This is a genomic window from Bacillus sp. AFS077874, assembly GCF_002566505.1.
In the GTDB taxonomy this organism is placed as follows: domain Bacteria; phylum Bacillota; class Bacilli; order Bacillales; family Bacillaceae_G; genus Gottfriedia.
In genome coordinates, this window is record NZ_NUYF01000014.1 from 59459 (window position 1) to 85243 (window position 25785).

The following is a 25785-nucleotide window of genomic DNA, read 5'->3' on the forward strand; positions in this document are numbered from 1 at the left end:
AATAAATTAATTTAGGGGTGATTAATAGAATGAAAAGACTTTTATTTATTGGACTTATAATTTTAAGCTTATTCTGTTTAGCAAGCTGTCAGTCAAGTGACTACGGTAATGGCAAAAAAGATGATCAGTCATCACATGTTGATAAGGGGAAAACAACTGATAAGGGCAATACTCCAGATAAAGGAACTAATAATCCACCCAAAAAGGATGAAACTAAGCCACCAGTTAAAGTATTTACACCAGTTGAAAATGAGGCATTTAAAGTCACTTCAGTCGTAAATGACTCAACAGGTAAAAATGTGTTAATTGTTGAAGGGAAAGCTAGTGTTTTTGAAGCAACATTTCTTTATCGCATAGAAGATGGTCATAATGTTTTAGCGGAAGGTCATACAATGGCTGATATGGGTGCTCCAGAATGGGGGAATTTTAAATTAGTCATTAATTATGATCAGCCAACTAGTCCAAATGGGGTACTTACTTTATATGTTGCAAGCGCAAAAGACGGCCAACCAGAACATATACTAAATATTCCGATTCAGTTTCCTAATTATAAATAATATAGATTAGGAAAAAATTGATTTTAATGGGAATCGATTTGATTCTACTTATTCGATTGACAAATATTTTTTTTAGTATGAAAATGACTTTAGCAAAAGCTAAAGCCATTTTTTTTGAAATCTTAAGAAGTTAACTTTAAAAATTACATAAATTAAAAAAGTTTTTACCCAATCTTTTGGAAAGCTTTAAATATATTTTTAAATAAATTTTAATCGTTTTTAAGTGAAATTATTAGAAAATGTACACAATAGGTAGTAATATCAAGATTATTAAGTTAAAATATTAAAAATTTCTAATAAAACTCTAATTCAATTTTAAAATATCCGTAAAGCCATTTTCATCTTAAACAGATATCCTTATACAAGACAAATAATAATTTTATAGATGTTATTATAAAAAAAATGAGGGATAAAATATATGAAAAAAATATTAATTATAGAAGATGAGAAAGAATTAGCAAATTTTATACGATTAGAATTAGAGTATGAAGGAAATGAAGTGTATATTTCAAATGATGGTAGAGACGGTTTAAACCAAGCGATCGACCAAGAATTTGACTTAATCTTGCTTGATTTAATGCTTCCTAATTTAAGTGGTATTGAAGTTTGTAGACGAATTAGAGCGCATAAAGACACACCAATTATTATGATTACAGCTAGAGATAGTGTTTTTGATCGAATTTCTGGTTTAGATAGTGGTGCAGATGATTATATTTCAAAACCATTTGTTATTGAAGAGCTTTTAGCTCATATGCGAGCAATCTTTAGACGACTCGATCGTTCAACAAATTTACACTGCTTAAAGTTTAAAGATTTGTCACTAGATTCTGCAGCTCGAGTTGTTAAAAAAGATGAAGCGATTATAGATTTAACTAAAAAAGAATTCGATTTATTGTATTTATTAATGAGCAATGTAAATCGTGTATTAACTAGAGAAATTTTATTAGAAACTGTATGGGGCTATGGCTCTACAATTGAAACAAACGTAGTGGATGTTTATATTAGCTACTTAAGAACAAAACTAGATGATAAAAATAATACCTATATTCACACTGTAAGGGGTACTGGGTATGTAATGAGGATGTAGAGGTGAATCTTACCTTGTTAAATAAGCTTTCGATTAGATGGAAAATAACAATTACAATCGCTGTGCTTATGTTTTTCATATTTACTTTATGTAACCTTATTCAATCTGCTTTGATTCAAATGTCTATAATGAATCAGCAGCAACATCGAATTGAAAAAAGATTAAATGATACGGCAGCTTATTTAGATGAAGAATATAAAACGAAACGACCTAATGCGGCTTCTTTTGCAGAAAACAAACAATATTTTGAAAAAATTATTCAAAATAATGAGATGATTCGATTAATAGATATAGATGGCAAAGAAAAATTTACAGTTTCAAGAACAATGCCTAAAATTCATATTAATAAAAAAGACTTCGGTGAAATTCAAAAATATAGAAAAAACAATCAAGAAATTTTAATTAATAGTAAGGTGCTACATTATAAGAATTTTGACGGTGTATTAGAAGTTGCAATGAATGTAGAAATCTTTTCGAAATTAATTAAAGAATCTTTCATGATTCTCGTTCTAGGAACAACCATTTCGTTAATTTTAAGTATTCTCAGTGGTTATTTCTTATCTAAAAAAATATTAAATCCTATTAAAAATTTAAATCAAACAATGATTAAAATAAAAAATAATCAATTAAAAGAGCGAGTTTTCGTAGGAGAAACAAAAGATGAGCTATCTGAACTCGGTCTACTTTTTAACAAAATGATGGATGAGTTAGAGGCTTCAATTACAAGACAAAAGCGATTTGTTGAAGATGCTTCTCATGAATTAAGAACACCATTAGCAATCATTCATGGTCACTTATCATTAGTTAATCGCTGGGGGAAAAAAGACGAAACTGTGTTAGAAAACTCATTAAATACATGTATTAATGAAACAAACAGAATGATTATTTTAACGAATGAGCTACTCCAGTTGACGAAGCTAGAGAAAAATAGCGAAAAGATTGAACAGTATGCTCCAACAAATATTAATGAAGTATTAAATGAAATCATAAACAATTATCAGTTATTACATGAAGATTTGGAAATTCACTTCCATACTCCTAATCAAATTGTCGATAAAGCAAATATTGCAAGAGAACATTTAATGCAAATATTAATTATTTTGTTTGATAATGCAGTTAAATACAGTAAAGAACACACCATTATCGATATAACAACAACTCAAGTTGCAAACAAGATCGAAATCAAAGTGGAAGACAACGGAATCGGTATTAAAGAAGAAGATATCAATCATATATTTGACCGATTTTATCGAGCTGATAAAGCGAGAAGTCGAGCTAACGGCGGTAATGGTTTAGGCTTATCAATAGCAAAAGACCTAATCGAAAACTATGGTGGTAATCTACAAATTACAAGTAAAAATGGAGAAGGCACAACTGCTTTCATCACATTAAACACAATTTAGTTAAGATGGAGTATCTAAATTCTCCAAAAAGAAGTAAAATCACAAGATCTGTTACAGGATCTTGTGATTTTTTTCGTATTTACAAAGCATTCCCTATCCTCATCATCACGGTGTAAATCACATCAATTTAATAGTTTAGTAAGGTATTTTATGTTAAAGTTGAATAAAAAGAATATTCTTGTAATTCGAAGGGAGAACAAAGATGAGCTTTGTTAGTATTGCTATTAATAATGCAATTATGATAGAAAGTCTACGTAGTGCTGGTGTAGAAAACATTCAGTTAATAGACGCAGTAAAAGAAGAAAATTTCGAGTTTTTAAATCAATATGGTAATGGTTTTCCTAACTGGGAAACATTAATTAATCTGTACAAAAACAATGAAGAGAATTTTAATAAAATCGTTAATGATGGCTACCAAATCAAATTTCTAACAAAAGGCTCATTAATGACTTTATTAAGATATAAATTTGGCATTGAAGTTGAAAAAGATTATGAAGATATGGGAACTGCAATTCAAGGAATTTATTTATCTGAAGAAGCAATTAATCTAATTAAACATACTCTTGCAGCAAATTGGAATTTAAGTACATATGTTGATGAAAAAGATGGGCTGAAAAAAGTACGTATTGAATTAGTAAAAGGTAGTGAAGCTGTAACAAAGTAATATGGATTAATTAGAAGAGGGACAATTTATAGAAATTGTTCCTTTTTTATAACTATAAAAGGGAAATCAACTAGTGGATACAAAATTCAAAACCAAAAACGAATAAGGAGTATAGAAATGGGAGTAAAAAAACTATTTTGGGAAGATCCTTATCTTACAAAAGCCACTGCAATTGTTACGGAAGTAGATGGCAGGAATGTTACTTTAAACGAAACCATTATTTATGCTTTTTCGGGTGGCCAACAATCAGACTCGGGGAGAATTGGTAATTATGAGGTGATTGAAGCTAAGAAGGACGGATTAGATATTATCTACACTTTACCAGAAAATCATGACCTTCAAAAAGGACAAGAAGTAGTGATTCAAATCGATTGGGAGAAACGATATCGTATTATGAAGCTACATTTTGCTGCAGAAATCATCTTGGAGCTAATGTATCAAAATTATAATAATCCTGAAAAAATTGGTGCAAATATTACTAGTGATAAAGCTAGAATTGATTTCTATTGGGATGGAAAAATCTCTGAAACATTCCCACTTTTAGAGACAAAAGCAATGGAACTGATTGATGGAGATTTGGAAATAAAAAGTGAGTTTGATGATCTCGAAAATCAAAGAAGATATTGGGAAATCAAAGGCTTTGGTAAAGTTTCGTGCGGTGGGACACATATTAAACGAACTGGAGAAATTGAAGGAATAAATTTAAAACGAAACAATATAGGTGGAGGGAAAGAACGGATAGAGATTTATTTAATTTGATTACATAAGAACCTAAAGGATAAGGAAAAATGGCTACCTTTCAAAAAACTTGTAGCCATTTCTATTTTCATTATTATAAATTTATTACTCTTAAACCTGCCCCTTAAAAATCAAAATTATTAGGGTCTGGACCTACACGTTTATTTGCATCAAGAGTAGCAATTTGTTGCATATCATTTGAAGAAAGCTCGAAGTTGAATACCTCAAAGTTTTCTTGAATTCGTGAAGGCGTGATTGATTTAGGAATAACGATAACATTGCGTTGTAAGTGCCAACGGATGATGACTTGGGCAGTTGTTTTACCGTAATGATCCGCAATCTCTTTTATAACAGGATTTGTTAAAGCTTCGCCACCTTGCATTAATGGGCTCCATGCTTCTAATGCAATACCGTTTTTATGACAATATTCATGTAATTCATTTTGTTGAAACATTGGGTGCAATTCGACTTGATCGACCATTGGTTTAATATTGCGATGAGCTGCAATATCTTCTAAGTGATGGATATGAAAATTTGAAACACCAATTGCTGGCACAAGCTTTTCATCGTAAAGTCTTTCTAATGCTTTATATGTATCTAAATATTTCTCTTTTACTGGCCAGTGAATTAAATAAAGATCAACATAGTCCAAGCCTAATTTTTTAAGACTTTCTTCATGAGCTTTTAAAGTTGAATCATACCCTTGGTCGGCATTCCAAACTTTTGTTGTAATAAAAAGTTCATCACGGGAAACACCAGATTGGCGAATTGCTTCACCTACTTGCTCTTCGTTTTGATAGACAGCTGCAGTATCAATATGACGATAACCTACTTCGATAGCTGTTCGGACTGCATCTACACCATCTTCTGGTGACACACGCCACACACCTAAACCTAATTGAGGCATTTTAACTCCATTATGTAATGCAATAGAATGTTCAAACTTCATTTTAATTCCCCCCTTATTAAAGATTAAGTCTAGTGTACAATATAAACTTTAAAAATAAAAAAATTTGATAGAAATTAATGGGAATTTAAAAATAAAGCATTTCGTTTGGTTATTTGTATGATAGTGTATTTAGCATTCTAAAAATAAATATAAAACGGTATAAATGAAAACATAATTTTAGATTAATACTATTATTGAGTGCAAAATGGTTGTATATTTTGAGCTTTTCCTTCAATATAGGTATAGGAAAAATGCTCTTTATTTTTGTTTGGAGGGGAATATATGTTAGATCAAATTTTAGATTTTAATAAGAAGTTTGTTGAGAATAAGGAATATGAGCAATACATAGCTTCAAAGTTTCCAAATAAAGAGGTTGTAGTTGTTACTTGTATGGATACACGTCTAGTTGAGCTTTTACCAAAGGCTCTTGATATTAGAAACGGTGACGTGAAAATGATTAAAACAGCTGGTGCAGTTATTGCGCATCCGTTTGGTTCAGTTATGAGAAGTATTCTAGTTTCAATTTATGAACTAGGAGCTAAAGAAGTATTAGTAATCGGTCACCATGAGTGTGGAATGGGTAATACAAATCCTACACGTATGAAAGAAAAAATGATTGAAAAAGGTATTAAAGAAGAAAACCTAGAAATTTTAGGTTTTTCAGGTCTAGATTTAGACAAATGGTTAACTGGCTTTACAAATGTATACGACAGTGTTAACCACAGTGTTTCAATTATTAAAAACCACCCACTTGTTCCAAAAGAGGTTGAAATTCATGGTTTAGTAATTGACCCACATACAGGAAAATTAGAAGTAGTTCATCGAGATGAAAAAACTGCTGAATAACGATTTAATCAAAAAAGTTATCCTTTAGGTAGGATAACTTTTTTTGTGGTGTTGAAAAACAACCATTTCAATTAAATTCCCAAATTTTCGTAAAAGGAGTAGAGTGATGTTGATTTCCACTACAGGATGTTATTAGTAAGTTGTTTTCAGTTTTCTTCTATTTATAGTTACTAATGTTACCAAGATTCAAATAAATCTCTACCATTTAATGGCTGAACGGGGCGGCTATTTGGTTCGAAATAATTTTGATAAGAATGGATTTGTTCTTCGGAAATTTGTATAGGTTTGTTAAAGATTATCCATTTAATCCCTTCAGTACATGGAGGAGTTGTAAAAGAGCCAGTGTACGAAAATTTTTTACTTGTATACGGAATAAAGGACTGCAAATTTATTTTTACAATCTTTCCCCCAAGATCTTCATCCATAGGATTTACATTTAGGATTTTTTGGAATTCTTTATTCAATCTTCCGCTATCAACAAGTACCCCGATGGTAATAATAGATTTATTTTTATTCTCATTTATAAAATGAATCTCTAAATCACTTTGTTTCCCATTTATTGTATGCTCGCTTGGGGTATGGAAATGAAATTGTAGTAATGTATAGTTTGTTCCATTTAAATTAATAGTGTTGGAGTGATTAACCGGAATGAATTTTACCGTGTACTGCGACCTTTCTATTTTAAAAAGATCATTATGATAGTTTATACCTAAAGGTAGTAATTTTTTTATAGCTTGATCAATATTAATTGGTGATTGCTGTTTTCCATTTGAACATAGTGCATATTTATTATTGATTGAACTCCAATATTTTGGTCCAGTTTTTCCTGTGTAAGACCAGTCTTCGTTTCTTGCAGCTGCAATTGTTGATTTATTTAGATGAACCTCATGCACGATCTGATTATTTGAACAGGATGAGAGTGTAAAACTGAATAGTATGATGAATAGAAAAAAATAGTTCATTATATACTTTCCTTCCTTGATATGTATGATAGGATACATTTTAGACAACGATGTTACGGAACAAACCTTTATTAAGGGGGAGAAAATGATGACACTAGAAGAAGTTTTGAAATCATTAGAGGAAATGGGAACTGAGCAAACGAAAAAAACTTTTTTGCGTCATGGTGCCAAGGAACCATTCTTTGGGGTTAAAATTGGTGATATGAAAAAGCTTGTTAAATATGTTAAAAAGGATCAGGAATTAGCATTATCACTTTTTCATACAGGAAATTCAGATGCGATGTATTTAGCGGGTTTGTCAATTAATCCGAAATTAATGACGAAAGAACAGCTTCAAAATTGGGCGAAAGAAGCTCATTGGTATATGATTTCTGAAAGTATTGTAGCTGCTGTTGCAGCAGAAAGCCAGTATGCAATCGAATTAGCTAGAGAATGGTTGAAGTCAGATGATGAATTGATTGAAAATTGTGGATGGAGTACGTATAGTCATTATTTATCAATTGCCCCAGATGAAGAGATTGATAAAGAAGAAGTTCGTAAATTACTTAATTATATTGAAAATAATATACATACTTCAAAAAATAGAGTTCGTTATACAATGAATGGGTTTGTAATTTCAGTAGGTAGTTTTGTTCCAAGTTTTACAGTTGAAGCAATGATGGTTGGTCAAAAGATTGGAAAAGTCCACGTGGACGTAGGAGATACGGCTTGTAAGGTACCTTTAGCGACTGATTATATTGAAAAGGTCGAAGCTAGGGGAAAGCTTGGAGTAAAGAAAAAAACATGTATTTGTTAATTTGATTGGTCACCTATTTTAATAGGTGACTCAGACTCTGAAAATCAATTGTTTAGGACTTTGTTTACACACTGGAAACGGGAGATAAACCACGATTATGAAATCAAATAGACTATATATAAGAAAGCTTAAAATGGACGACCTAGAGCTTTTACACAAGCTTCAATCTAATGTGAATGTAATGAGATACATTACAAATTGTCCCAAAACATTAGAAGAAACTGAAAATGAATTAAATAGGATTCTTCAAATGGATAAGGAGAAAAACGCTGATTTTGAAGTGATGTCAGTTTGTAAAAATGAGACTAATCAATTGATTGGAACATGTGCGGTCATAAAAAATGAAGCGAATAAGTTGGAAATAGGCTACCGATTAGCTGAAGAAGAATGGGGAAATGGTTATGGCTCTGAAATTGCTAGTTTAATAGAAGATTATTGTTTTGGAATCAGAAAGTTAAACTTTATAGTAGCTACCGTTGAAGCAAAAAACATCTATTCAGTAAAGATCCTTGAGAAAAAAGGATTTAATTTAATTTTAGAATCAATTGATGGAGAAAATGGTGAATTAACTAAATATTATCGTAAAGACCGTCATAATTATTAGAAACCATCAAATTATCTAAAAGGAGAATCTAATGGACGTTAATATCCATTTTGATGAATATCACTTTGTTTCTACCATCATTATTACGCTAGTAAATTATATTACTCTTGGCATTTTACTATTTTGGATCTATAGAACAAATGATGTGAAACCAGAAGTATGGAAGGCTATTATTGCAATTCTTATCGGTTTATTTGTCTTTAGTATTAATTTGAATTTTAATCAGTACCGTATTGAAATACCAATTTTACCACTTGGATTTTGGATATTAATGTGGATCTGTAAACGTAATGATAATCAGGAACGATGGGAAAAATATAGACGGTTTGCATGGGCTGGTTTTTTGATTAGGTTTTTCTTTTTATTTACAAGTTTATTGCAAATGTTGATCGACTCAGTTATTTATTCATAGTTAAAAGAATTTGTTTTCCACTCCAATAATTATTAAAATAAAATTAATGTGCATTTATTGGAGGAAAAGGATGAAACGAAAAACAATTCATAATGTGCTTTCAGCTTTAACAATTTCGATTTTATTTACAGGATGTAGTAATCACCAAGTAGAAACGAATGATACGAAGAAACACGAAAATCATGCCGAACATGTTCAAACAAGTGATATTAGAGAACAAACAATTAATAAAGAAACTTTGCCGAAGTTTTTAGGCGATAAAGAACAACAGATTCAACAAATTTATATGGTGGCAGCACAACATGCTGATTTACTTAAAAATATTCCGTGTTATTGTGGTTGTGGTGAAAGTGTAGGTCATAAAAGTAATTTAGATTGCTTTATTTATGAAGTAAAAGAAGATGATTCAATCGTGTGGGATAGCCATGCTACTTCATGTGTCAACTGTATGGAAATTGCAGTTGAATCAGCGAAATTACAGCAAGATGGAAAAACGCCTTTAGAAATTCGAAAAGTCATTGATAATAAATACAAAGAAGGATATGCCAAGTCGACAAATACCCCTATGCCGAAAGAACAGAGTTAGGATATAGGACAAAATTAAAAGTCAGACAGTTACTGAGTAATTCCGGTAACTGTCTGACTTTTTTATTTTTAATATTTATTCCTGCACTAAAGCTCGATCAATCTTCGTAATTTCTTCAAATAATGCTTGATGCTCTGTTTTATAAGGAGGAGTTGTTCCTAATTTTTTTTCGATTAAAAAAGTAAATATTACGGCTACTAAGCAAATTCCCCAAAAAAGATATCCGATTAGAGTCATTAATTTTTCTCCTTTTGTATGCATTACTAATCATTTCTTTATCATATGAAATATTCCTTTAAATTTTACTAATAATATTTTGACACATATGAACAATCACTCATATAATATACATATAGAAAACATATGAATGATTGTTCATGTATTCATAGGAGGACAGTTATGATTGAAGAAAAGAAGAAAGTTGACGAAGTTTGTGAAGAAGCTTGTCAACAAACGGTTATGCACGAGGATATAATTCTTTCAGTAAAAGAAAATATGTTAAATATTGAAACACTGACAGGAGTAGCAGAACTTTTTAAAGTTCTTGGAGATAAGACGAGAACGAGAATATTACATGCACTTAGTCAATCTGAGATGTGTGTATGTGACCTAGCTTATTTATTAGAAATGACTCAATCATCTATATCACATCAGTTACGTGTATTAAAACAGGCGCATTTAGTAAAAAATCGTAAAGAAGGTAAAGTAGTTTATTATTCGTTAGCAGATAATCATGTTACGCAAATTTTCAATCAAGCACTAGAACATATTTTAGAGGATTAATATAGGTGTTTTTTGAGAGAGGAGTTGAGTTTGTTGAGTAGGGGGCAGAGGCAAGTAAATAGTGAATTAAAATTAGAAGGTCTTGATTGCGCTAATTGTGCAATGAAGATTGAAAAAGGAGTTTCCACACTTGAAGGCGTTGATGCATGTTCAGTAAATTTCGCAACATTAACGATGACAATTACAACGAGTGAGGAACAAAAAGAATCGGTTATCGAGAGCGCTAAAGATAAGATTCGTGTATTAGAACCGCATATTAATCCTGTTTCAAAAATGGATTCAAAACTTGGGCAAGAGAAGCAACAGGGAATGAATGCTGAAACAAAAAAACTTATTGTTAAATTAGGGAGCGGTACTGTTTTATTAATCTTAGCTCAATTACTTAATGTACCTATGCTCTTTCAATTGATTATTTTTATAGCTGCCTATTTAATAGCAGGTGCTGACGTTGTTCTAAAAGCGATTCGAAATATTTTTAGAGGGCAAGTATTTGATGAGAATTTTTTAATGGGAGTAGCTACAATTGGAGCATTTATTATTGGTGAGTATCCTGAAGCTGTTGCCGTTATGCTATTTTATCAGTTAGGTGAATTGTTCCAAAGTATTGCAGTAAATCGTTCACGGAATTCGATTTCAAAATTAATGGATATACGTCCTGATTATGCTAATTTAAAAAATGGTGACAAAACTGAACAAGTATCTCCTGAAAAGATTCAAATTGGTGATATGATCATCGTTAAACCTGGGGAAAGGGTTCCGTTAGACGGAATTGTAAAAAGTGGATTTTCAAGTGTTGATACTTCTGCATTAACAGGAGAGTCATTACCAAGAGAAATATTTGAGGGCGATGAAGTATTAAGTGGATTTATAAATGTTCAAGGTTTACTAGAAATCGAAGTCACGAAGGAATTTAATGATTCGACAGTTTCAAAAATATTAGAACTTGTTCAAAATGCAACAAATAAAAAGGCTCCTACAGAAAATTTTATTACAAAATTTGCAAAGGTCTATACACCTATAGTTGTAATCACAGCAGCCATTATTGCAATAATTCCACCAATTATTATTCCTGGTGAAACATTATATGATTGGGTATATCGAGCATTAATTTTCCTAGTTATTTCATGTCCTTGTGCACTAGTTGTTTCAATTCCTTTAGGATTTTTTGGAGGAATCGGAGCGGCATCAAAATCAGGAGTATTAGTAAAAGGAAGTAATTATTTAGAAGCATTAAATGATTTGAAATATATTGTGTTTGATAAAACAGGAACATTGACGAAAGGGCAATTCCAAGTAAGCTCGATTATACCAACACGTGGTCATTCGAAAGAGGAGCTATTGGAATTAGCTGCCTATGGAGAGTTTTATTCTACTCATCCAATCGCATTATCAATTCGTCAAAAGTATGGTAAAGATATTGTTGAAGCAAAGCTATCTAACTATACTGAAATTGCCGGACATGGAATTAGCGTTACGATTAATGGAGATGCTCTGTTAGTAGGGAATTCAAGACTAATAGAAAGTCATTCAATTTTATATGAACCAACTAGAGAAGTAGGCACAACAGTTTATTTAGCAAAAAATAATCATTATATAGGATCAATTGTCATTGCAGATCAACTAAAAGATGATGCAAAAAAAGCGATACTTGAGCTTAAAAAAGTTGGAATTAAAAAGACGATCATGTTAACCGGTGATTCTAACTTAGTAGCCAAAAGTATTGGTAAGGAATTAGCAATAGATGATATTTATTCAGAGCTGCTTCCACATCAAAAAGTAGAAAAGCTTGAATTGATTGAAAAGATAAAATCATCGAAAGAAAAGATTGCTTTTGTTGGGGACGGTATTAATGATGCACCAGTTTTAGCACAAGCAGATATAGGTATTGCAATGGGAGGAATTGGTTCCGATGCAGCGATCGAAGCTGCTGATGTTGTATTAATGTCGGATGAACCTTCAAAAATTGTAGATGCAATTAAAATCGCTAAACGTACAAGACAAATTGTATGGCAAAACATCTTTTTTGCTTTAGCAGTGAAAGGATTTTTCTTATTACTAGGTGTAATCGGAATCGCTACAATGTGGGAAGCAGTAATTTCAGATGTTGGCGTTACTGTATTGGCAGTATTGAATTCGATGAGAATACTTAGACATAAATAAAGCTAAAAAACTCAGACTAAACGAAATTTGTCTGAGTCAGACTGTTGACAAACGCTNNCTTCGCGCCTCGAAAGACAAGCGCTTGCAATCAGTCTGATAATCAGGTTTTTAGAAATTTGTCTACACACTTACTCAGACTAAACAAATTAGTCTGAGTTTTTTCTTCTTATTTAAGCAGAGTGTTTTCTTTTTTTGATAAAAAGGAAGGTAAAAACGACCAATCCAATCGCTAATATTACATAAATAATACTTGAATACACATCCATATACTCAACAATCTTTTCCCAGGAAGCACCAACCGATGCACCAACTAAAACTAAAATTGTATTCCATATTAATGAGCCTAAAGTTGTAAATAACAAAAAGATCCAAAAATTCATACGTGCCATTCCAGCTGGGATAGAAATTAAACTACGTATTAATGGAATTAGTCTACAGAAAAAGACAGTCCAAACACCGTATTTTGAAAACCATTCGTCCGCTTTATGGACATCCTTTTTAGTTAAACGTAAAAAATGCCCCCAGCGTTCTACGATTTTTTCTAACGTTTTTATATCTAGTAAAGTACCAATCCAAAAAAGTATGATTGCCCCAATTACTGATCCTAAAGTTGAAAAGAAAATAACACCTATTTTAGATAGTGAAGATTCTGTCGTCATGAACCCCCCAAACGTTAAAATGACTTCGGAAGGAATTGGAGGAAATATGTTTTCTAATGCAATTAATAAAAAGATACCTAAATAGCCAAATGTATCCATTGTTTCAATAATCCAGTTTTGCATGAAATTACCTCATGTTTGATATTTATTTTTAAGGGATAATTAGAAGTTTTTAATATTCCTTGTGAAAAAATATACTATGTAACTAGTGATTAGGCAAGTGATTGTGAAACTTGTTCCAAAAATATATTAAAAAACAATTAATAAAATGTAGATTTTATGTCTAGTGAACAATAGATTAACATTGTAGGTGGAAATTTTTTTGAAAGTGAGAGGATTTAGAGCAGTTGATAGAGAATTAAAGTAGATTAATATAAAAGCAGAAATTAGATTTGGTTACAATACTTCTCCTAAATCTGACGAAATGTAATTAGCTAATTAGGAATAATGTCTTAGTAAAAAAAGGAGGATGGACATGTTTAAGGTTAAAATAAGTGAGGATTTATCAATCAATTTATTAACACCGAAATATGCAGCAACATTAGTAGAGGCACTGAAGGAAAATCAAAACTCCTTAAAAGAATGGTTGATTTGGGCTGAAAATATTCCATTGATCGAGGATTATCAAAAATCGATTATACCTATGTGGTTACAAAAATTTGCAGATAATAATGGTTTTGAAACGGGCATCTTTTATAAAAATGAACTAGTAGGTATGGTAGGATTACATTATATAGATTGGTCGAATCAAACAACTGAAATAGGCTATTGGCTAAGTGAACATGTACAAGGTAAGGGAATAATGACTCGTGCTGTAGAAGGCTTAGTTTCATATTGTTATGATGAGCTTAATCTTAATCGAGTTGTGATTAGAGCAGCTGTTGAAAATGGTAAGAGTAGGGCAATTCCTGAACGTTTAAATTTTAAACAAGAAGGTATCCAAAGAGAAGCACAGCAAATTAGAGAAAAGTATTATGATATAGCTGTTTATAGTATGTTGAAAAAAGAATGGAAAATTTAAATGAATCAATATGCGTTAGCTAAAAATGCTAACGCTTTTTTGTGGAGTAATATTGATGGAGGAAGAAAATAATGACTTATAATACAATTTTGTTCGATTTAGATGGTACATTGACGGATCCAAAGGTAGGGATTTTGAACTCGGTAAAGTATGCATTACAGAAAATGAATAAAGCTATTCCAATAGAATCAGAGCTTTTAAAATTTATTGGCCCTCCGATTCAGCAATCATTTTCGGAAATTTTTCAATTTAATGAAAAAGAATTAGTAAATGCAGTTCGTTTTTATCGCGAATACTTTTCGCAGAGTGGTATGATTGAAAATAATGTATATGATGGGATACGTGAACTTCTAAGTGAACTCCAAAAAGAGAAAAAAAGATTATATGTAGCAACTTCAAAACCTACTATTTTCGCAAGGGAAATATTGATCCATTTCCAGCTTGATGAGTTTTTTATTCAAATTGTTGGAAGTGAACTAGACGGCACAAGAATCGATAAAGGCGAGATCATTGAGTATATTTTTGAAAAGAATAATGAACTTTCTAAGGAAGATTCCGTAATGGTTGGGGATCGATTTCACGATATAAAAGGTGCAAAAATCGCTAATATTGATTCAATTGGAATAACTTACGGATATGGAACTGAATTAGAATTAACTAATGCAGGAGCGAATGCAATTATTAATAGTGTAGATCAACTGAAAAAAATGTTATTAAATGAGAGAAAAATCATGGTCTACTAATGAAGGAGGAGTTTGATTGCAGGGCGGAAAAATACATTATGCTTGGATTATTTTAATTGTTACTTTCTTATCCGTCATTATTGCTGCAGTAACAAATACGATGTCCGGAGTGATGATGATTCCTTTTGAAAAGGAATTTGGTTGGAGTAGAGCATCAATTTCTGGTGCGTTTGCGATTTGTATAACTCTTGTTGGATTCTCTGGTCCATTTATTGCTGGCTTATATCAAAAGTTTAGTGTACGAAAAGTATTGTTAGTAGGTATGGGAACATTATTAGTTGCTATTTTACTAACAACAATTATGACACGAATTTGGCATTTATTTATCATTTGGGGAATCATTATTGGTTTAAGTGCAGGGGCATTTCTGACGGTGTTAAATGCGTATGTCGCAACAACATGGTTTGAAAAAAAACGTGGTTTAGCACTTGGGCTTTTAACCTCTAGTTCAGCAGCCGGTCAACTTGTTTTCTTGCCACTTATGGCATATATCGTTGAAAATTATTCATGGAGAAATGCCGTTTTAAGCATATTTTCTTTTGGTGTTTTCATTTATGTATTACTTTGGATTTTTATGAAGAATGATCCAGCAGATGTTGGGGTTTTACCTTTAGGGGCTGAAAAAAGTAATAAGAAGCAAGCGAACAATGTGAACCCAGTGAAGGCAGCTTTTGATGGGTTAAAATTGGGTGCTAAATCAAAAGTTTTTTGGTTATTAGCGGCAAGCTTCTTCGTTTGTGGCTTTTCAACTAGTGGTTTGATTGGGACCCATTTTATCTCACTTTGTATCGATTATGGATATAAAGAGGTGACGGCTGCTAGTATTTTAGCGTTCATGGGAATATTTAATATTATCGGAACGACTTTATCCGGCTATATTTCTGATCGCTTTGATAATCGTTGGTTGTTATTTTGGTATTATGGTTTAAGAGGATTATCACTACTTATTCTACCTTTTGCTTTATCTACTAATTCAATCATTTATTTAAGTGCTTTTGCCATTTTCTATGGGATGGATTGGATTGCTACAGTTCCGCCAACTATTAAACTAGCGACGGATCATTTTGGTAAAGAGAAGGTTGGGGTAATCTATGGATGGATTTATACTGCCCATCAATTAGGTGCTGGAGCTGCAGCATATGGTGGAGGTTTAGTTTATTCTTGGTTAAATGCTTACCAATCAATCTTTATTGCAGCAGGTATCTTTTGCTTAGTCGCAACTTTATTTGTACTTAATATTAAAAAAAGAGCGGTATTAAATCAAAATCTTTCTGCGTAGAAGGAAAATTAATAAAAAAATAATTTAATAATTGAGGTAGAATGGATGACCTATCTTTATAAAATAACAAAAGAAAAATATAGAATAATGCGCGATAAAAATTGTTTTTGGGAAGGTAAAATCCGTAAAATTTGTGAGTTAGAAAAGATCGATTATGAGAAGCTTACTCGATTTTCGTACGGTGGAAATATTGTTTTTAGTATAGATAGTGAAATTGTCATTAAATTATATCCTTCTTATGTGAATGACGAGTTCATAAAAGAGAAACAGGTTCTTGAGTTTTTAAACGGCCGAACTCTCTCCGTAGATGTTCCTAAATTAATTTCAACTGGTCAATTTGAAGGCTGGAGCTATTTAGTCATGAGTGAACTAAAAGGGACTCTTTTAATTGATGTCTTTGATGAACTGAATTTTGAGGAGAAAAAGCAAGTTGCGTTTGATTTAGGAAAAATAATAAGAGAAATTCATGACGCAACGATCTCAACAAAACAAGATGATTATGATCATTGGAAGCAATTTATTACGAATCAAATAGAGCAAGTAGAGAATCATCATAAAAACAACGGAATGAATGATGAATTATTTACACAATTAACAAGCTATTTAGAAGATAAAACATTACAAGGAAAAGAACAAATCGTATTATTAACCGGAGAATACACACCATTTAATTTAATCATGAATAAAACTAATGGCATGTGGAGGTTTACTGGTTTAATTGATTTCGCTGATTGCTTTATAGGAAACTCAAAATATGATTTACTTGGGCCAATAGCGTTTATGTTTTATCCATTTGAAGGACTAAATAAAATTTTTCTAGAGAGCTATGGCTATACGAATAACGAATTAAATGAGGGCTTACAAAAAGAATTAATGACTTATTTATTACTACATCGTTTTAGTAATATTAGTTTCTATCAAGAAAAGTCTGAGGTAGCTAAGAAAGCTACTACGTTAAAAGAATTAGGAAATATATTTTTTAATTTTAAGTAACTAACAATAAAGAGTGCATCGAGAATGGCTTGTATTAGTCAATTTCGATGTACTCTTTGTATTAATTAAATGCAACTAAAAATGGATATAATTCAGCAGTCATTACATTCTTTTTAACAGCTGGATCATTTTGCATTATTTCTTTTGCGTGCTGTAAGTTTTCTGTTTTTAAGATGACAATCCCGAATTCTGCTTGTTCGGTTCTTCCTGCTAATGATACAGTCTTTTCTTTATTGAAGTTTTGTAGATAATGGAAATGCTCTGATACAATATTTCGTTCTTCTTCCGTTGAATCATGTAAAAAAGTAGATCGAACTGGTTTTAAAACATAAATAAAGTTTTCCACTTAGTAGGGCACCATCCTATCGATTATTCAATATTATTAAGGAATCTAGATTAATTCTCTGTATTTTCTCTCATAATATATGCAAGGAGTTAAATGGGCAAATGCCATATGGATTAATTTTATCTCCGACTATTAAGAGTAGAAGATGGATTAGGCATTAATGAACAATTGGAGAATCACCGAAATCAATCTTAATAATAGTTGAAGACAGAGGTATAAATCTTAGCTGAAAAATTTCATTCATTTTTTTATGTAATTGGAGATACTATGCTTGATGTAAGAAAAGGTAAGTATCTAGGAATAAATACAATTGCTAAAGAAATGGAAACTACTTTACAGTGAGAATATGAGGTGATCGAATGAGTGAAGAATTGTGGGATAGAGTAGAAGAATTAGGCAATGAAAATTTGAAAAGAAGACAGATAATGGGAAGTGAAATAGCAAAAGAAAAAAGAGAACTAACTTTAGAAGATTTAGTTTTTCCTTCTAACAAAAAGGAATGTTTAAATCAATTATGTTCCGACGCTGGAAATCTATATGATTGGTTATATGAAGAATTGCAAATGAAAGAACCAAATTTTGAAATGGTCGTTCAAACAGTTAAAGAAGGAATTCAAAATATGGATGAGTTATCAGATAGGCTAAGAGAGTTTTTAAAGGGCAGTCATTAATGACTGTTTTTTTCTTTTTTCAATCCTCGATTTACAAAATAAAACTTCCTAAAGATAGAAAGAGAATCACATATCTAGGTGTTAGGAATCTAAAAGATGAAAGTATATTTCTATCTAGATTCCATAATATTTATAATACTATTTATACTGAAGCATTTAATGACGGGGGTAAGAGGATAAATATGAAGGAAATAATATCAGAAAAACTAAAACAAATAGAAGCCGAACAAGATGTAAAAATACTATTTGCAGTTGAGTCTGGAAGTAGAGCGTGGGGATTTCCATCTAAAGACAGTGATTATGATGTACGTTTTGTTTATGTGCATCGCAAAGATTGGTATTTAAGCATTGACCAAAAACGTGATGTAATTGAATATCCAATCAATGATTTACTCGACTTTAGTGGGTGGGACTTAAAAAAGGCACTTAATCTTTTCGCAAAGTCAAACCCAGCCTTATTAGAATGGTTAAGGTCTCCAATTGTTTATCACGATGATTTAACGATTTCAGAAGAATTAAGAAAAGTCGGTAATGAAATTCTTTCTAAAAAGGCGTGTATTTATCATTATCTCCATATGGCCAAAGGGAATTACCGTGATTATTTGCAAGGGGAAGATGTTAAGATTAAAAAATATTTTTATGTATTAAGACCAATTTTAGCTTGTATATGGATTCAAAAATACAATGAAATTCCTCCAATTTTGTTTGATGAACTTTTAGAGATGGAAGGGTTAGAGCTAGAATTTTTAGAAGAAGTAGACAAGTTATTAATCCGAAAAAAACAAGGTGAAGAATTAGATTTAGAGCCTAGAAAAAAAGTATTAAATGATTTTATTGAAAATAACATTCAGTTTTTTGAAGAGTTTGTTAAGGGAATTACTGAATCAAACAAGGTGAATACTGAGAACTTAAACAAACTATTTCGAACTACAATTGAACATTCATGGGAAAAAATAGAATAGACCACACACTTTTTGGGAAAAATTTCTTTGTATGTTAACAAAGAAATTGGAGTGTGAATGAAGTTGGCAAATTTAGAAAGTCTTTTAAATCAACAATTGGCGAATTGGAATGTGTTATATGTAAAATTACATAACTATCATTGGTATGTAAAAGGACCGAATTTCTTTACTTTACATGAAAAATTTGAATTGTATTATGACGATGCGAAAGTAATGGTAGACGATTTAGGAGAACGTATTTTAACAATTGGTGCAAAACCAATTGCGACACTGCGTGAATATTTAGAAACGGCTACGATTAAAGAAGGTAACCATACGTTTTCTGCAGAAGAAATGGTATCTGATCTAATTAAAGACTATGAAAAAGTTGTACAAGAATCACGTGATGTAATCTCAATTGCAGAAGAAAGTAATGATCAAGAAACAGCGGACTTATTTCTAGGTAAGATTGCTGAGATTGAAAAGATGCTTTGGATGTTAAAGTCATTTCTTGGTAAATGAATAAATATTAAATAAGGTGGATTAACCTATCATTACATATGATTGGTTAGTTCATTTTTTTTTATTTTATCCCTTTTTTTCATTTTGTTTACTAGTATAAAACGAGTGATTATAAGAGTTTTGGTGATGCGTTAAAATTATCTCATAAAAAATTACCAAAAAAAAATAAAAAACCAATTGTATAATTATTTATATTTGTGTATAATCATTCATTATATAAGAATCTGAGCTTCTAAAAAAAGGGGATGGATTTATGAGCAAAGTATTGAAAGAAAATCATGTAAAGAAAAATGGTTATATTCAAAAGACAAAAGGGAATGTTACAAAAGGAAATTTTAGCTCTGTAAAATGGTCGGATTTTAAAGGGAAAAATTTTCTTTCGATAAGTGAATTTTCATCAAGTGAATTATTATTCTTACTAGAAAAATCTTTAGAGATGAAAAATATGCAAAAGGCTGGAGAGGCACATCCTTATTTAAAAAACAAAGTGTTAGGGATGATTTTTGAAAAGAATTCTACTAGAACGAGACTTTCATTTGAAATTGCGATGATGCAATTAGGTGGTCATGCAATCTTTATGAGCAGTAAAGATTTACAGCTTGGTAGAGGCGAAACTGTACATGATACATCGAAAGTATTTTCTCGTTATGTAGATGGAGTCATGATTCGAGCAAATACTCATGAGATGGTGAAGGAGTTTGCTGAACATTCGTCAATTCCAGTTATTAATGGATTAACTGATCTACACCATCCTGCTCAAATTATGGCTGATTTCTTAACAATTCTTGAGCATAAAGGTAGATTAAAAGGTTTGAAGATTGCTTATGTAGGAGATGGTAATAATAACATCTGTCATTCTTTAATTGAAGGTGCAGCTAAGCTTGGTGTTTATTTAACAATTGCATGTCCCGTAGGGTATGAGCCGAATAAAGTTGTACTTCAATCGATGAAACATGTTGCAAAAACAACTGGAAGTGTTATTGAAGTAGTGAATAATCCTGTTGATGGTGTAAGTAGAGCTGATGTTGTCATAACGGATGTTTGGACCAGTATGGGGCAAGAGGAAGAGACTGAAATTCGCTTAAAAGAGTTTAGCCCGTATCAAGTAAATGATCACTTATTAGAAAACGCTAAAGATGATTATTTATTCATGCACTGCTTACCAGCACATAGAGGGGAAGAAGTAACAGCTTCGGTAATTGATGGTAAGCATTCAGTAGTATTTGATGAAGCGGAAAATCGACTTCACGCTCAAAAAGCAATCTTAGTAGCATTAATGGGTAATTTATAATTCTAAAAATCTATTCTAAAAATCTAATCGGGGGTAATAAAATGGGAAATGAAAAAATTGTTCTAGCATATTCAGGTGGTTTAGATACATCAGTTTGTATTAAATGGTTACAGGAGAAATATAACTACGATGTGATTGCACTTTGTCTAGATCTAGGTGAAGGAAAAGATGTTGAAGCGGTTCGTCAAAAGGCGTTAAATTTAGGAGCAATTAAGTCTTATATGATCAATGTAAAGGACTTATTTGCAAATGAATATATTGTCCCGGCTCTAAAAGCGAATGCATTATATGAAGGAAAGTATCCACTGTCATCTGCTCTATCAAGACCTTTAATCGCAAAACTATTAGTCGATGTAGCAAAGCAAGAAGGTGCAGTTGCAGTTGCCCATGGTTGTACTGGAAAAGGAAATGATCAAGTTCGTTTTGAAGTTTCAGTAATGGCCTTGAATCCGAATCTTAAAGTAGTGGCGCCTGTTCGTGAATGGGGCATGACTCGTGATGAGGAAATTCAGTACGCACATGAAAATGGCGTGCCAATTCCGGTCGATCTGGATAATCCATTTTCAATTGATGCAAATATTTGGGGAAGAGCTTGTGAAGCAGGTGTATTAGAGAATCCATGGAATGAAGCACCGGAAGAAGCTTTTGATTGGACGAATGCAATTGAAAATACTCCGGATGTTCCTGAATATATTGAAATTGAATTTTCAAAAGGTGTACCTGTAAGTTTGAATGGCCAGCCTATTGAACTAGTTCAATTAATTGAACAATTAAACGTTATTGGTGGAAAGCACGGTGTTGGAAGAATCGACCATATTGAAAATAGATTAGTAGGCATAAAATCACGTGAAGTATATGAAAATCCAGCAGCGCTAATCTTAATCAATGCTCATAAAGAATTAGAGTTCCTTACATTACCTCGTGAGGTAACAAATTTTAAAGTAAGTATTGAACAACAATTTTCAAAAATGCTTTACGATGGATTATGGTATTCACCTTTAATGGGTGCTTTAGATGCGTTTGTTAATACAACACAAGAAACAGTGAGTGGTGTTGTTCGTGTGAAATTATTTAAAGGGACACATACAGTAGTAGGTAGAAAATCGGAAACTAGTCTATATAATGAAGAGCTTGCAACTTATTCAAAGGGTGATTTATTTGATCATAATGCAGCGGTAGGCTTTATTAAATTATGGGGATTACCAACAAAGGTATATAGCGAAGTTACACAGAAAAATACAGTTTTAAGTAAATAAAATATAGAGTGGATTAAGGAGGCAGTTATGTCAAAACTTTGGGGCGGACGTTTTACGAAGGAGACAAACCAATTAGTAGAAGAATTTACGGCATCAATTGAATTTGATCAAATAATGGCTAAAGAAGATATAGCTGGTAGTATCGCACATGCAACGATGCTTGGAGAATGTGGCATAATTGAAATCAATGAAGCTGAACTTATAATAGAAGGTTTAAATAAAATATTAAAAAAAGTTGAGAAAAATGAGGTTCAATTTAGCATTGAAAATGAAGATATTCATATGAATATCGAAAGCTTGTTAATTAAAGAAATCGGTCCTGTAGGAGGAAAACTACACACAGGGCGTAGTCGAAATGATCAAGTAGCAACAGATATGCATCTTTTTTTAAAAAATAATACGTCCTCCATTATTGATTTAATTGAAGAAGTTCAAAATAAAATAGTTACGCAAGCAAAAAAGCATGTAAATACAATTATGCCTGGGTATACGCACTTACAAAGAGCACAGCCTGTTTCATTTGCACATCATTTACTTGCGTATTTTTGGATGCTTGAGCGTGACAAAAGCCGATTCAAAGATAGTTTAAAACGTGTGGATATTTCACCATTAGGTGCAGGTGCATTAGCTGGAACTACATTCCCAATTAACCGTCAACGCACCGCTGAATTACTTGGTTTTAGTGATATCTATCATAATAGTTTAGATGCAGTAAGCGATCGTGATTTTATCGTAGAGTTCCTTTCTGATTCGTCATTACTAATGACACATATTTCTAGACTATCAGAAGAATTTGTCATTTGGTCTAGTCAAGAATTTCAGTTTATTGAATTAGACGATGCTTTTTGTACGGGTTCTAGTATTATGCCGCAGAAAAAAAATCCAGATGTTCCAGAATTACTTCGAGGTAAAACAGGGAGGGTTTATGGCAACTTAATCGGGTTATTAACTGTTTTAAAAGGACTACCTTTAGCATATAACAAGGACATGCAAGAAGATAAAGAAGGTATGTTTGATACTGTTTATACTGTTGTAGGAGCATTGCAATTACTATCAGGAATTATTGATACAATGAAAGTAAACGAAACTCGAATGTATGAAGCTGTTAAAAATGATTATTCAAATGCTACTGACCTTGCTGATTACTTAGTTCGAAAAAATATCCCATTCCGACAAGCTCATGAAGTCGTTGGAAAAACGGTTCTATATGCTATAGAGAATCATAAATTTCTTGGGGAATTAAATCTTGAGGAATTTAAGATGATTAATGAAGTGTTTGAAGAAGATATTTATCATACATTAAATCCAAAAACAGTTATGGAAGCAAGAATTAGTGAAGGTGGAACTTCTACAAATGAAGTTTGGAAACAAATAATGAAAGCGGAAGAGTGTTTAAGCATTACAACGAATATGGTATAATTTCCCTATTGAAAGCGTCCAATTTCTTTGGACGCTTTTTTGTGCTTCTATTTATTAATAATTTTCTATTCATTATGCAAATACTAGAAGTAGTTACTAAAAAAAGGTAGGTATGATATGAGTACGCAAGAAAAAAGTAGGGTATTTAGAGCGTCAGAAGGTATAGCACATGCTGTTTTTGTTATGATCGGTATCGGGTCTTTACTTGAAAGCATTGGGAAAATTTTTCATTTTGAATCTTTAATGGCGATCGGATTATCAACTAAGTTATTAATGGCACCAGCAATTGGCGCAGGTATAGCCGTTTTATTAGGTTCAAGTACGTTAATCATTTTTTCTGCAATGGCCGCTGCAATAATCGGTTCCGGAGCTTTATTAATGGTAGATACCGCAATGACCATTAAAATGGGTGAACCAGTAGGGGCACTATTGGCAGCATTAGTTGCAATCCTTGTTGGAAAAGCTGTTCAAGGTAAAACAAAACTAGATTTAATGGTTGTACCTTTGTTCGCCATCTTAATTTCAGGTTTAGTTGGATTATATTTATCAAAATGGATTTCTCCACTCTTAATAGCGGTTGGGAATTTTATTAAAAGTTCAACAGAAGGTTCGCCAATTATAGCTTCAATTGTATTAGCAGTCGTATGGGGGATATTAATTGTTTCGCCTGCTTCCTCTGCTGCATTAGCAATTGCATTGAATTTAGATGGACTTGCTGGCGGGGCTGCCTTAGCAGGATGTGCAGCACAATTTGTTGGTTTAGCTGTTATCTCAGCACGGGAGAATGATCCAGGAAGTATTCTTGGTTTATTAATCATTACCCCTAAATTACAGCTACCAAATGTAACAAGGAATATTAGGATACTCATACCGACCATCGTTGCAAGTGCTGTGGCAGGACCAGTATCAGCTTTTTTATTTCATATTGAAGCACCTAAAGAAATCGCTGGATTAGGGTTATGTGCATTTGTTGCACCAATGAATTTATTAGCTTCTTATGGAAGTGCAGTTATTATACCAATGATTGTTACTTACGTATTAGTACCTGGAATCGTTTCGTACATCGTGTACATATTCTTAAAACAAGCGGGTATGATCAAAGCTGGAGAGTTGAAAATATTATAAAAAGATTGAGACTTGTCTATTGATGAGGTGCAAATAAAATACGAAATCTGCAATTAAAAATAGTGAAACTGCAAATAAAATCGGGAAAACTGCAAATAAGGGCTCACTAATATGAATAATTAGAGTGAAACCTACTAAATTCAAAAGATAACAATACAATAGAGTGTGAATCGACTAAAACATAACGAAATACAATAAAAACAGGTCCTTCTCACAAAAGAAAATGAGTACTAGTCACAGTACTCATTTTTCTGTTCACGATAACTTACTAAATATCAATTTCAGCGATCCATAAAGAATAGTTTTAACCCAATTCCTGTAAAAATAATGCCTTGAGCTAGATTGATAATTTTAGATGATTTCCCATTTTGTAACAATTTTTCACCTAAGCTGCCTGCAAAAACAGCTATAATTGAAAATACAATGAGAGTTAATACCATGAAAGTTAAACCTAAAACAATCATCTGAAGAGGAACTGCCATACCGCGTTTATCTATAAATTGAGGCAAAAACGCTAGGAAGAATAAAGACATCTTTGGATTCAGTACATTCATTAAAAATCCGCGACGATATAAGGCAGGTAAAGTTTGTTTTTAGGTCTCGTAAATGAGCCAACTTCATTACTCGAACGAAATGCCTGGTAAGCTAAGTATAATAAATAAAAAGCACCTAAGTATTTTAAAATTGAAAAAGCGACATCTGATTTGTATAAGATAGCAGATAATCCAATTGAAGCAGCAAGTGTATGGATTGTAACTCCTGAACAAAGGCCACATGCAGTTGCAATTCCTTCTTTTTTACCATATGAAATGCTTTGTGCCATAACAAAAATATTATCAGGTCCAGGTGCTATTATTAATAATAAGGACACACCTATAAACGACAAGTAAATCGTTAAATCCAATGAAATACCCCCTAGCAATTTTTTGTTTATTTTTATAATACTTTAACATGAAAAAGACAGGAAAAGTC

At 32.0% G+C, this 25785-nt stretch carries 29 protein-coding genes and 1 pseudogene; 23 read left to right on the forward strand and 7 right to left on the reverse strand.

Features of this window, described 5'->3' with window-relative positions; translation table 11 throughout:
• Nucleotides 1-29: 29 nt before the first annotated feature.
• From COJ46_RS16635 to COJ46_RS16655, 5 genes are all read left to right on the forward strand, one after another.
• Nucleotides 30-557 carry a Gmad2 immunoglobulin-like domain-containing protein gene (locus tag COJ46_RS16635; RefSeq protein ID WP_097973855.1) on the forward strand — a complete coding sequence of 176 codons (528 nt, stop codon included), beginning with the start codon at nucleotides 30-32 and terminating at the stop codon, nucleotides 555-557.
• A 418-nt stretch (nucleotides 558-975) separates the two neighbouring features.
• On the forward strand, nucleotides 976-1644 hold the full coding sequence (locus tag COJ46_RS16640; RefSeq protein ID WP_097973854.1) for a response regulator transcription factor: 669 nt from the start codon (nucleotides 976-978) through the stop codon (nucleotides 1642-1644).
• Between the two features lie 14 nt (nucleotides 1645-1658).
• Nucleotides 1659-3047: a sensor histidine kinase gene (locus tag COJ46_RS16645; RefSeq protein WP_098566128.1), complete on the forward strand. Its 1389-nt coding sequence runs from the start codon at nucleotides 1659-1661 to the stop codon at nucleotides 3045-3047.
• Nucleotides 3048-3249: 202 nt separating this feature from the next.
• The gene (locus COJ46_RS16650; protein WP_098566129.1) at nucleotides 3250-3711 is read left to right on the forward strand and encodes a hypothetical protein; all 462 of its coding nucleotides are present in this window, start codon (nucleotides 3250-3252) and stop codon (nucleotides 3709-3711) included.
• A gap of 117 nt (nucleotides 3712-3828) precedes the next feature.
• Nucleotides 3829-4470 (forward strand): alanyl-tRNA editing protein, encoded by a 642-nt coding sequence (locus COJ46_RS16655; protein ID WP_097973849.1) that lies wholly within the window; start codon nucleotides 3829-3831, stop codon nucleotides 4468-4470.
• Between the two features lie 103 nt (nucleotides 4471-4573).
• Here COJ46_RS16655 and COJ46_RS16660 read toward each other — a convergent pair whose 3' ends face one another.
• Complete coding sequence (locus COJ46_RS16660) at nucleotides 4574-5398, reverse strand: aldo/keto reductase (RefSeq protein ID WP_097973847.1); 825 nt, start codon at nucleotides 5396-5398, stop codon at nucleotides 4574-4576.
• A 282-nt stretch (nucleotides 5399-5680) separates the two neighbouring features.
• On the opposite strand from COJ46_RS16660, the gene COJ46_RS16665 reads away from it, so the two are divergent.
• Nucleotides 5681-6244: a beta-class carbonic anhydrase gene (locus tag COJ46_RS16665; protein WP_097973845.1), complete on the forward strand. Its 564-nt coding sequence runs from the start codon at nucleotides 5681-5683 to the stop codon at nucleotides 6242-6244.
• Between the two features lie 176 nt (nucleotides 6245-6420).
• Here COJ46_RS16665 and COJ46_RS16670 read toward each other — a convergent pair whose 3' ends face one another.
• On the reverse strand, nucleotides 6421-7206 hold the full coding sequence (locus COJ46_RS16670) for a carbonic anhydrase (RefSeq protein ID WP_176522448.1): 786 nt from the start codon (nucleotides 7204-7206) through the stop codon (nucleotides 6421-6423).
• Between the two features lie 88 nt (nucleotides 7207-7294).
• On the opposite strand from COJ46_RS16670, the gene COJ46_RS16675 reads away from it, so the two are divergent.
• The 4 genes from COJ46_RS16675 (at nucleotide 7295) to COJ46_RS16690 (ending at nucleotide 9604) form a co-directional block, all read left to right on the forward strand.
• Nucleotides 7295-8002, forward strand: a complete 708-nt coding sequence (locus COJ46_RS16675) for a DNA alkylation repair protein (RefSeq protein ID WP_097973842.1) — start codon at nucleotides 7295-7297, stop codon at nucleotides 8000-8002.
• Between the two features lie 97 nt (nucleotides 8003-8099).
• Nucleotides 8100-8606: a GNAT family N-acetyltransferase gene (locus COJ46_RS16680; protein WP_097973840.1), complete on the forward strand. Its 507-nt coding sequence runs from the start codon at nucleotides 8100-8102 to the stop codon at nucleotides 8604-8606.
• 31 nt (nucleotides 8607-8637) lie between these two features.
• Nucleotides 8638-9018 carry a hypothetical protein gene (locus COJ46_RS16685; protein ID WP_097973838.1) on the forward strand — a complete coding sequence of 127 codons (381 nt, stop codon included), beginning with the start codon at nucleotides 8638-8640 and terminating at the stop codon, nucleotides 9016-9018.
• Nucleotides 9019-9088: 70 nt separating this feature from the next.
• On the forward strand, nucleotides 9089-9604 hold the full coding sequence (locus tag COJ46_RS16690; RefSeq protein ID WP_286133426.1) for a PCYCGC motif-containing (lipo)protein: 516 nt from the start codon (nucleotides 9089-9091) through the stop codon (nucleotides 9602-9604).
• Nucleotides 9605-9679: 75 nt separating this feature from the next.
• On the opposite strand, the gene COJ46_RS24555 is transcribed toward COJ46_RS16690, so the two are convergent.
• Nucleotides 9680-9841: a hypothetical protein gene (locus COJ46_RS24555; protein WP_165347033.1), complete on the reverse strand. Its 162-nt coding sequence runs from the start codon at nucleotides 9839-9841 to the stop codon at nucleotides 9680-9682.
• 162 nt (nucleotides 9842-10003) lie between these two features.
• Here COJ46_RS24555 and COJ46_RS16695 point away from each other — a divergent pair, with 162 nt between their 5' ends.
• Entirely contained in the window at nucleotides 10004-10387 is a 384-nt protein-coding gene (locus COJ46_RS16695; RefSeq protein ID WP_097973834.1) for an ArsR/SmtB family transcription factor, read from the forward strand.
• Between the two features lie 72 nt (nucleotides 10388-10459).
• Nucleotides 10460-12547 (forward strand): annotated as a pseudogene (locus tag COJ46_RS16700) (heavy metal translocating P-type ATPase); the annotation flags it as partial.
• A gap of 170 nt (nucleotides 12548-12717) precedes the next feature.
• Here the strand turns inward: COJ46_RS16700 and COJ46_RS16705 are convergent.
• Nucleotides 12718-13329, reverse strand: coding sequence for a DedA family protein (locus COJ46_RS16705; protein ID WP_097973831.1), 612 nt, complete (start codon nucleotides 13327-13329; stop codon nucleotides 12718-12720).
• Between the two features lie 352 nt (nucleotides 13330-13681).
• Between COJ46_RS16705 and COJ46_RS16710 the strand changes: the two genes are divergently transcribed.
• From COJ46_RS16710 to COJ46_RS16725, 4 genes are all read left to right on the forward strand, one after another.
• On the forward strand, nucleotides 13682-14227 hold the full coding sequence (locus tag COJ46_RS16710; protein ID WP_097973829.1) for a GNAT family N-acetyltransferase: 546 nt from the start codon (nucleotides 13682-13684) through the stop codon (nucleotides 14225-14227).
• Between the two features lie 71 nt (nucleotides 14228-14298).
• Nucleotides 14299-14970 carry an HAD family hydrolase gene (locus COJ46_RS16715; protein WP_097973828.1) on the forward strand — a complete coding sequence of 224 codons (672 nt, stop codon included), beginning with the start codon at nucleotides 14299-14301 and terminating at the stop codon, nucleotides 14968-14970.
• A gap of 16 nt (nucleotides 14971-14986) precedes the next feature.
• Entirely contained in the window at nucleotides 14987-16249 is a 1263-nt protein-coding gene (locus COJ46_RS16720; RefSeq protein ID WP_286133425.1) for an MFS transporter, read from the forward strand.
• Between the two features lie 45 nt (nucleotides 16250-16294).
• Nucleotides 16295-17242: an aminoglycoside phosphotransferase family protein gene (locus COJ46_RS16725; protein WP_097973826.1), complete on the forward strand. Its 948-nt coding sequence runs from the start codon at nucleotides 16295-16297 to the stop codon at nucleotides 17240-17242.
• Between the two features lie 61 nt (nucleotides 17243-17303).
• Here the strand turns inward: COJ46_RS16725 and COJ46_RS16730 are convergent, their stop codons facing one another.
• Nucleotides 17304-17588 (reverse strand): YciI family protein, encoded by a 285-nt coding sequence (locus COJ46_RS16730; RefSeq protein ID WP_097973824.1) that lies wholly within the window; start codon nucleotides 17586-17588, stop codon nucleotides 17304-17306.
• Between the two features lie 359 nt (nucleotides 17589-17947).
• Between COJ46_RS16730 and COJ46_RS16735 the strand changes: the two genes are divergently transcribed.
• The 7 genes from COJ46_RS16735 to COJ46_RS16765 all read left to right on the forward strand — a co-directional run bounded on the left by COJ46_RS16735 (nucleotide 17948) and on the right by COJ46_RS16765 (nucleotide 24813).
• Nucleotides 17948-18259 carry a hypothetical protein gene (locus COJ46_RS16735; RefSeq protein WP_097973822.1) on the forward strand — a complete coding sequence of 104 codons (312 nt, stop codon included), beginning with the start codon at nucleotides 17948-17950 and terminating at the stop codon, nucleotides 18257-18259.
• A gap of 182 nt (nucleotides 18260-18441) precedes the next feature.
• Nucleotides 18442-19221: a nucleotidyltransferase domain-containing protein gene (locus COJ46_RS16740; protein ID WP_097973821.1), complete on the forward strand. Its 780-nt coding sequence runs from the start codon at nucleotides 18442-18444 to the stop codon at nucleotides 19219-19221.
• Nucleotides 19222-19284: 63 nt separating this feature from the next.
• Complete coding sequence (locus COJ46_RS16745) at nucleotides 19285-19722, forward strand: Dps family protein (RefSeq protein WP_420488129.1); 438 nt, start codon at nucleotides 19285-19287, stop codon at nucleotides 19720-19722.
• Between the two features lie 253 nt (nucleotides 19723-19975).
• A complete protein-coding gene (argF, locus tag COJ46_RS16750; RefSeq protein WP_097973818.1) occupies nucleotides 19976-21013 on the forward strand; it encodes an ornithine carbamoyltransferase in 1038 nt (345 codons plus the stop codon).
• A 41-nt stretch (nucleotides 21014-21054) separates the two neighbouring features.
• A complete protein-coding gene (locus COJ46_RS16755) occupies nucleotides 21055-22269 on the forward strand; it encodes an argininosuccinate synthase (protein WP_097973816.1) in 1215 nt (404 codons plus the stop codon).
• Between the two features lie 27 nt (nucleotides 22270-22296).
• Nucleotides 22297-23688 carry an argininosuccinate lyase gene (argH, locus tag COJ46_RS16760; RefSeq protein WP_097973815.1) on the forward strand — a complete coding sequence of 464 codons (1392 nt, stop codon included), beginning with the start codon at nucleotides 22297-22299 and terminating at the stop codon, nucleotides 23686-23688.
• A gap of 117 nt (nucleotides 23689-23805) precedes the next feature.
• Nucleotides 23806-24813, forward strand: coding sequence for a PTS sugar transporter subunit IIC (locus COJ46_RS16765; protein WP_097973813.1), 1008 nt, complete (start codon nucleotides 23806-23808; stop codon nucleotides 24811-24813).
• A gap of 281 nt (nucleotides 24814-25094) precedes the next feature.
• Here COJ46_RS16765 and COJ46_RS25070 read toward each other — a convergent pair whose 3' ends face one another.
• Both COJ46_RS25070 and COJ46_RS25075 read right to left on the reverse strand, forming a co-directional pair.
• A complete protein-coding gene (locus COJ46_RS25070) occupies nucleotides 25095-25367 on the reverse strand; it encodes a LysE family translocator (RefSeq protein WP_286133424.1) in 273 nt (90 codons plus the stop codon).
• Nucleotides 25367-25717: a LysE family translocator gene (locus COJ46_RS25075; RefSeq protein ID WP_286133423.1), complete on the reverse strand. Its 351-nt coding sequence runs from the start codon at nucleotides 25715-25717 to the stop codon at nucleotides 25367-25369. The genes COJ46_RS25070 and COJ46_RS25075 overlap by 1 nt, the downstream gene beginning before the upstream one ends.
• Nucleotides 25718-25785: the final 68 nt, after the last annotated feature.

Excerpts from the sequence above, each read along its gene's own strand:
- COJ46_RS16690 (WP_286133426.1), top strand. The coding sequence starts at position 9,089 with ATGAAACGAAAAACAATTCATAATGTGCTTTCAGCTTTAACAATTTCG.
- COJ46_RS16635 (WP_097973855.1), top strand. The coding sequence starts at position 30 with ATGAAAAGACTTTTATTTATTGGACTTATAATTTTAAGCTTATTCTGT.
- COJ46_RS16670 (WP_176522448.1), bottom strand. The coding sequence starts at position 7,206 with ATGAACTATTTTTTTCTATTCATCATACTATTCAGTTTTACACTCTCA.
- COJ46_RS16755 (WP_097973816.1), top strand. The coding sequence starts at position 21,055 with ATGGGAAATGAAAAAATTGTTCTAGCATATTCAGGTGGTTTAGATACA.
- COJ46_RS24555 (WP_165347033.1), bottom strand. The coding sequence starts at position 9,841 with ATGACTCTAATCGGATATCTTTTTTGGGGAATTTGCTTAGTAGCCGTA.
- COJ46_RS16655 (WP_097973849.1), top strand. The coding sequence starts at position 3,829 with ATGGGAGTAAAAAAACTATTTTGGGAAGATCCTTATCTTACAAAAGCC.
- COJ46_RS16695 (WP_097973834.1), top strand. The coding sequence starts at position 10,004 with ATGATTGAAGAAAAGAAGAAAGTTGACGAAGTTTGTGAAGAAGCTTGT.
- COJ46_RS16665 (WP_097973845.1), top strand. The coding sequence starts at position 5,681 with ATGTTAGATCAAATTTTAGATTTTAATAAGAAGTTTGTTGAGAATAAG.
- COJ46_RS16740 (WP_097973821.1), top strand. The coding sequence starts at position 18,442 with ATGAAGGAAATAATATCAGAAAAACTAAAACAAATAGAAGCCGAACAA.
- COJ46_RS16705 (WP_097973831.1), bottom strand. The coding sequence starts at position 13,329 with ATGCAAAACTGGATTATTGAAACAATGGATACATTTGGCTATTTAGGT.
- COJ46_RS16725 (WP_097973826.1), top strand. The coding sequence starts at position 16,295 with ATGACCTATCTTTATAAAATAACAAAAGAAAAATATAGAATAATGCGC.
- COJ46_RS16680 (WP_097973840.1), top strand. The coding sequence starts at position 8,100 with ATGAAATCAAATAGACTATATATAAGAAAGCTTAAAATGGACGACCTA.
- COJ46_RS16765 (WP_097973813.1), top strand. The coding sequence starts at position 23,806 with ATGAGTACGCAAGAAAAAAGTAGGGTATTTAGAGCGTCAGAAGGTATA.
- COJ46_RS16640 (WP_097973854.1), top strand. The coding sequence starts at position 976 with ATGAAAAAAATATTAATTATAGAAGATGAGAAAGAATTAGCAAATTTT.
- COJ46_RS16650 (WP_098566129.1), top strand. The coding sequence starts at position 3,250 with ATGAGCTTTGTTAGTATTGCTATTAATAATGCAATTATGATAGAAAGT.
- COJ46_RS25070 (WP_286133424.1), bottom strand. The coding sequence starts at position 25,367 with ATGAATGTACTGAATCCAAAGATGTCTTTATTCTTCCTAGCGTTTTTG.
- COJ46_RS16675 (WP_097973842.1), top strand. The coding sequence starts at position 7,295 with ATGACACTAGAAGAAGTTTTGAAATCATTAGAGGAAATGGGAACTGAG.
- argF (WP_097973818.1), top strand. The coding sequence starts at position 19,976 with ATGAGCAAAGTATTGAAAGAAAATCATGTAAAGAAAAATGGTTATATT.
- COJ46_RS16685 (WP_097973838.1), top strand. The coding sequence starts at position 8,638 with ATGGACGTTAATATCCATTTTGATGAATATCACTTTGTTTCTACCATC.
- COJ46_RS16660 (WP_097973847.1), bottom strand. The coding sequence starts at position 5,398 with ATGAAGTTTGAACATTCTATTGCATTACATAATGGAGTTAAAATGCCT.
- argH (WP_097973815.1), top strand. The coding sequence starts at position 22,297 with ATGTCAAAACTTTGGGGCGGACGTTTTACGAAGGAGACAAACCAATTA.
- COJ46_RS16735 (WP_097973822.1), top strand. The coding sequence starts at position 17,948 with ATGAGTGAAGAATTGTGGGATAGAGTAGAAGAATTAGGCAATGAAAAT.
- COJ46_RS16710 (WP_097973829.1), top strand. The coding sequence starts at position 13,682 with ATGTTTAAGGTTAAAATAAGTGAGGATTTATCAATCAATTTATTAACA.
- COJ46_RS16715 (WP_097973828.1), top strand. The coding sequence starts at position 14,299 with ATGACTTATAATACAATTTTGTTCGATTTAGATGGTACATTGACGGAT.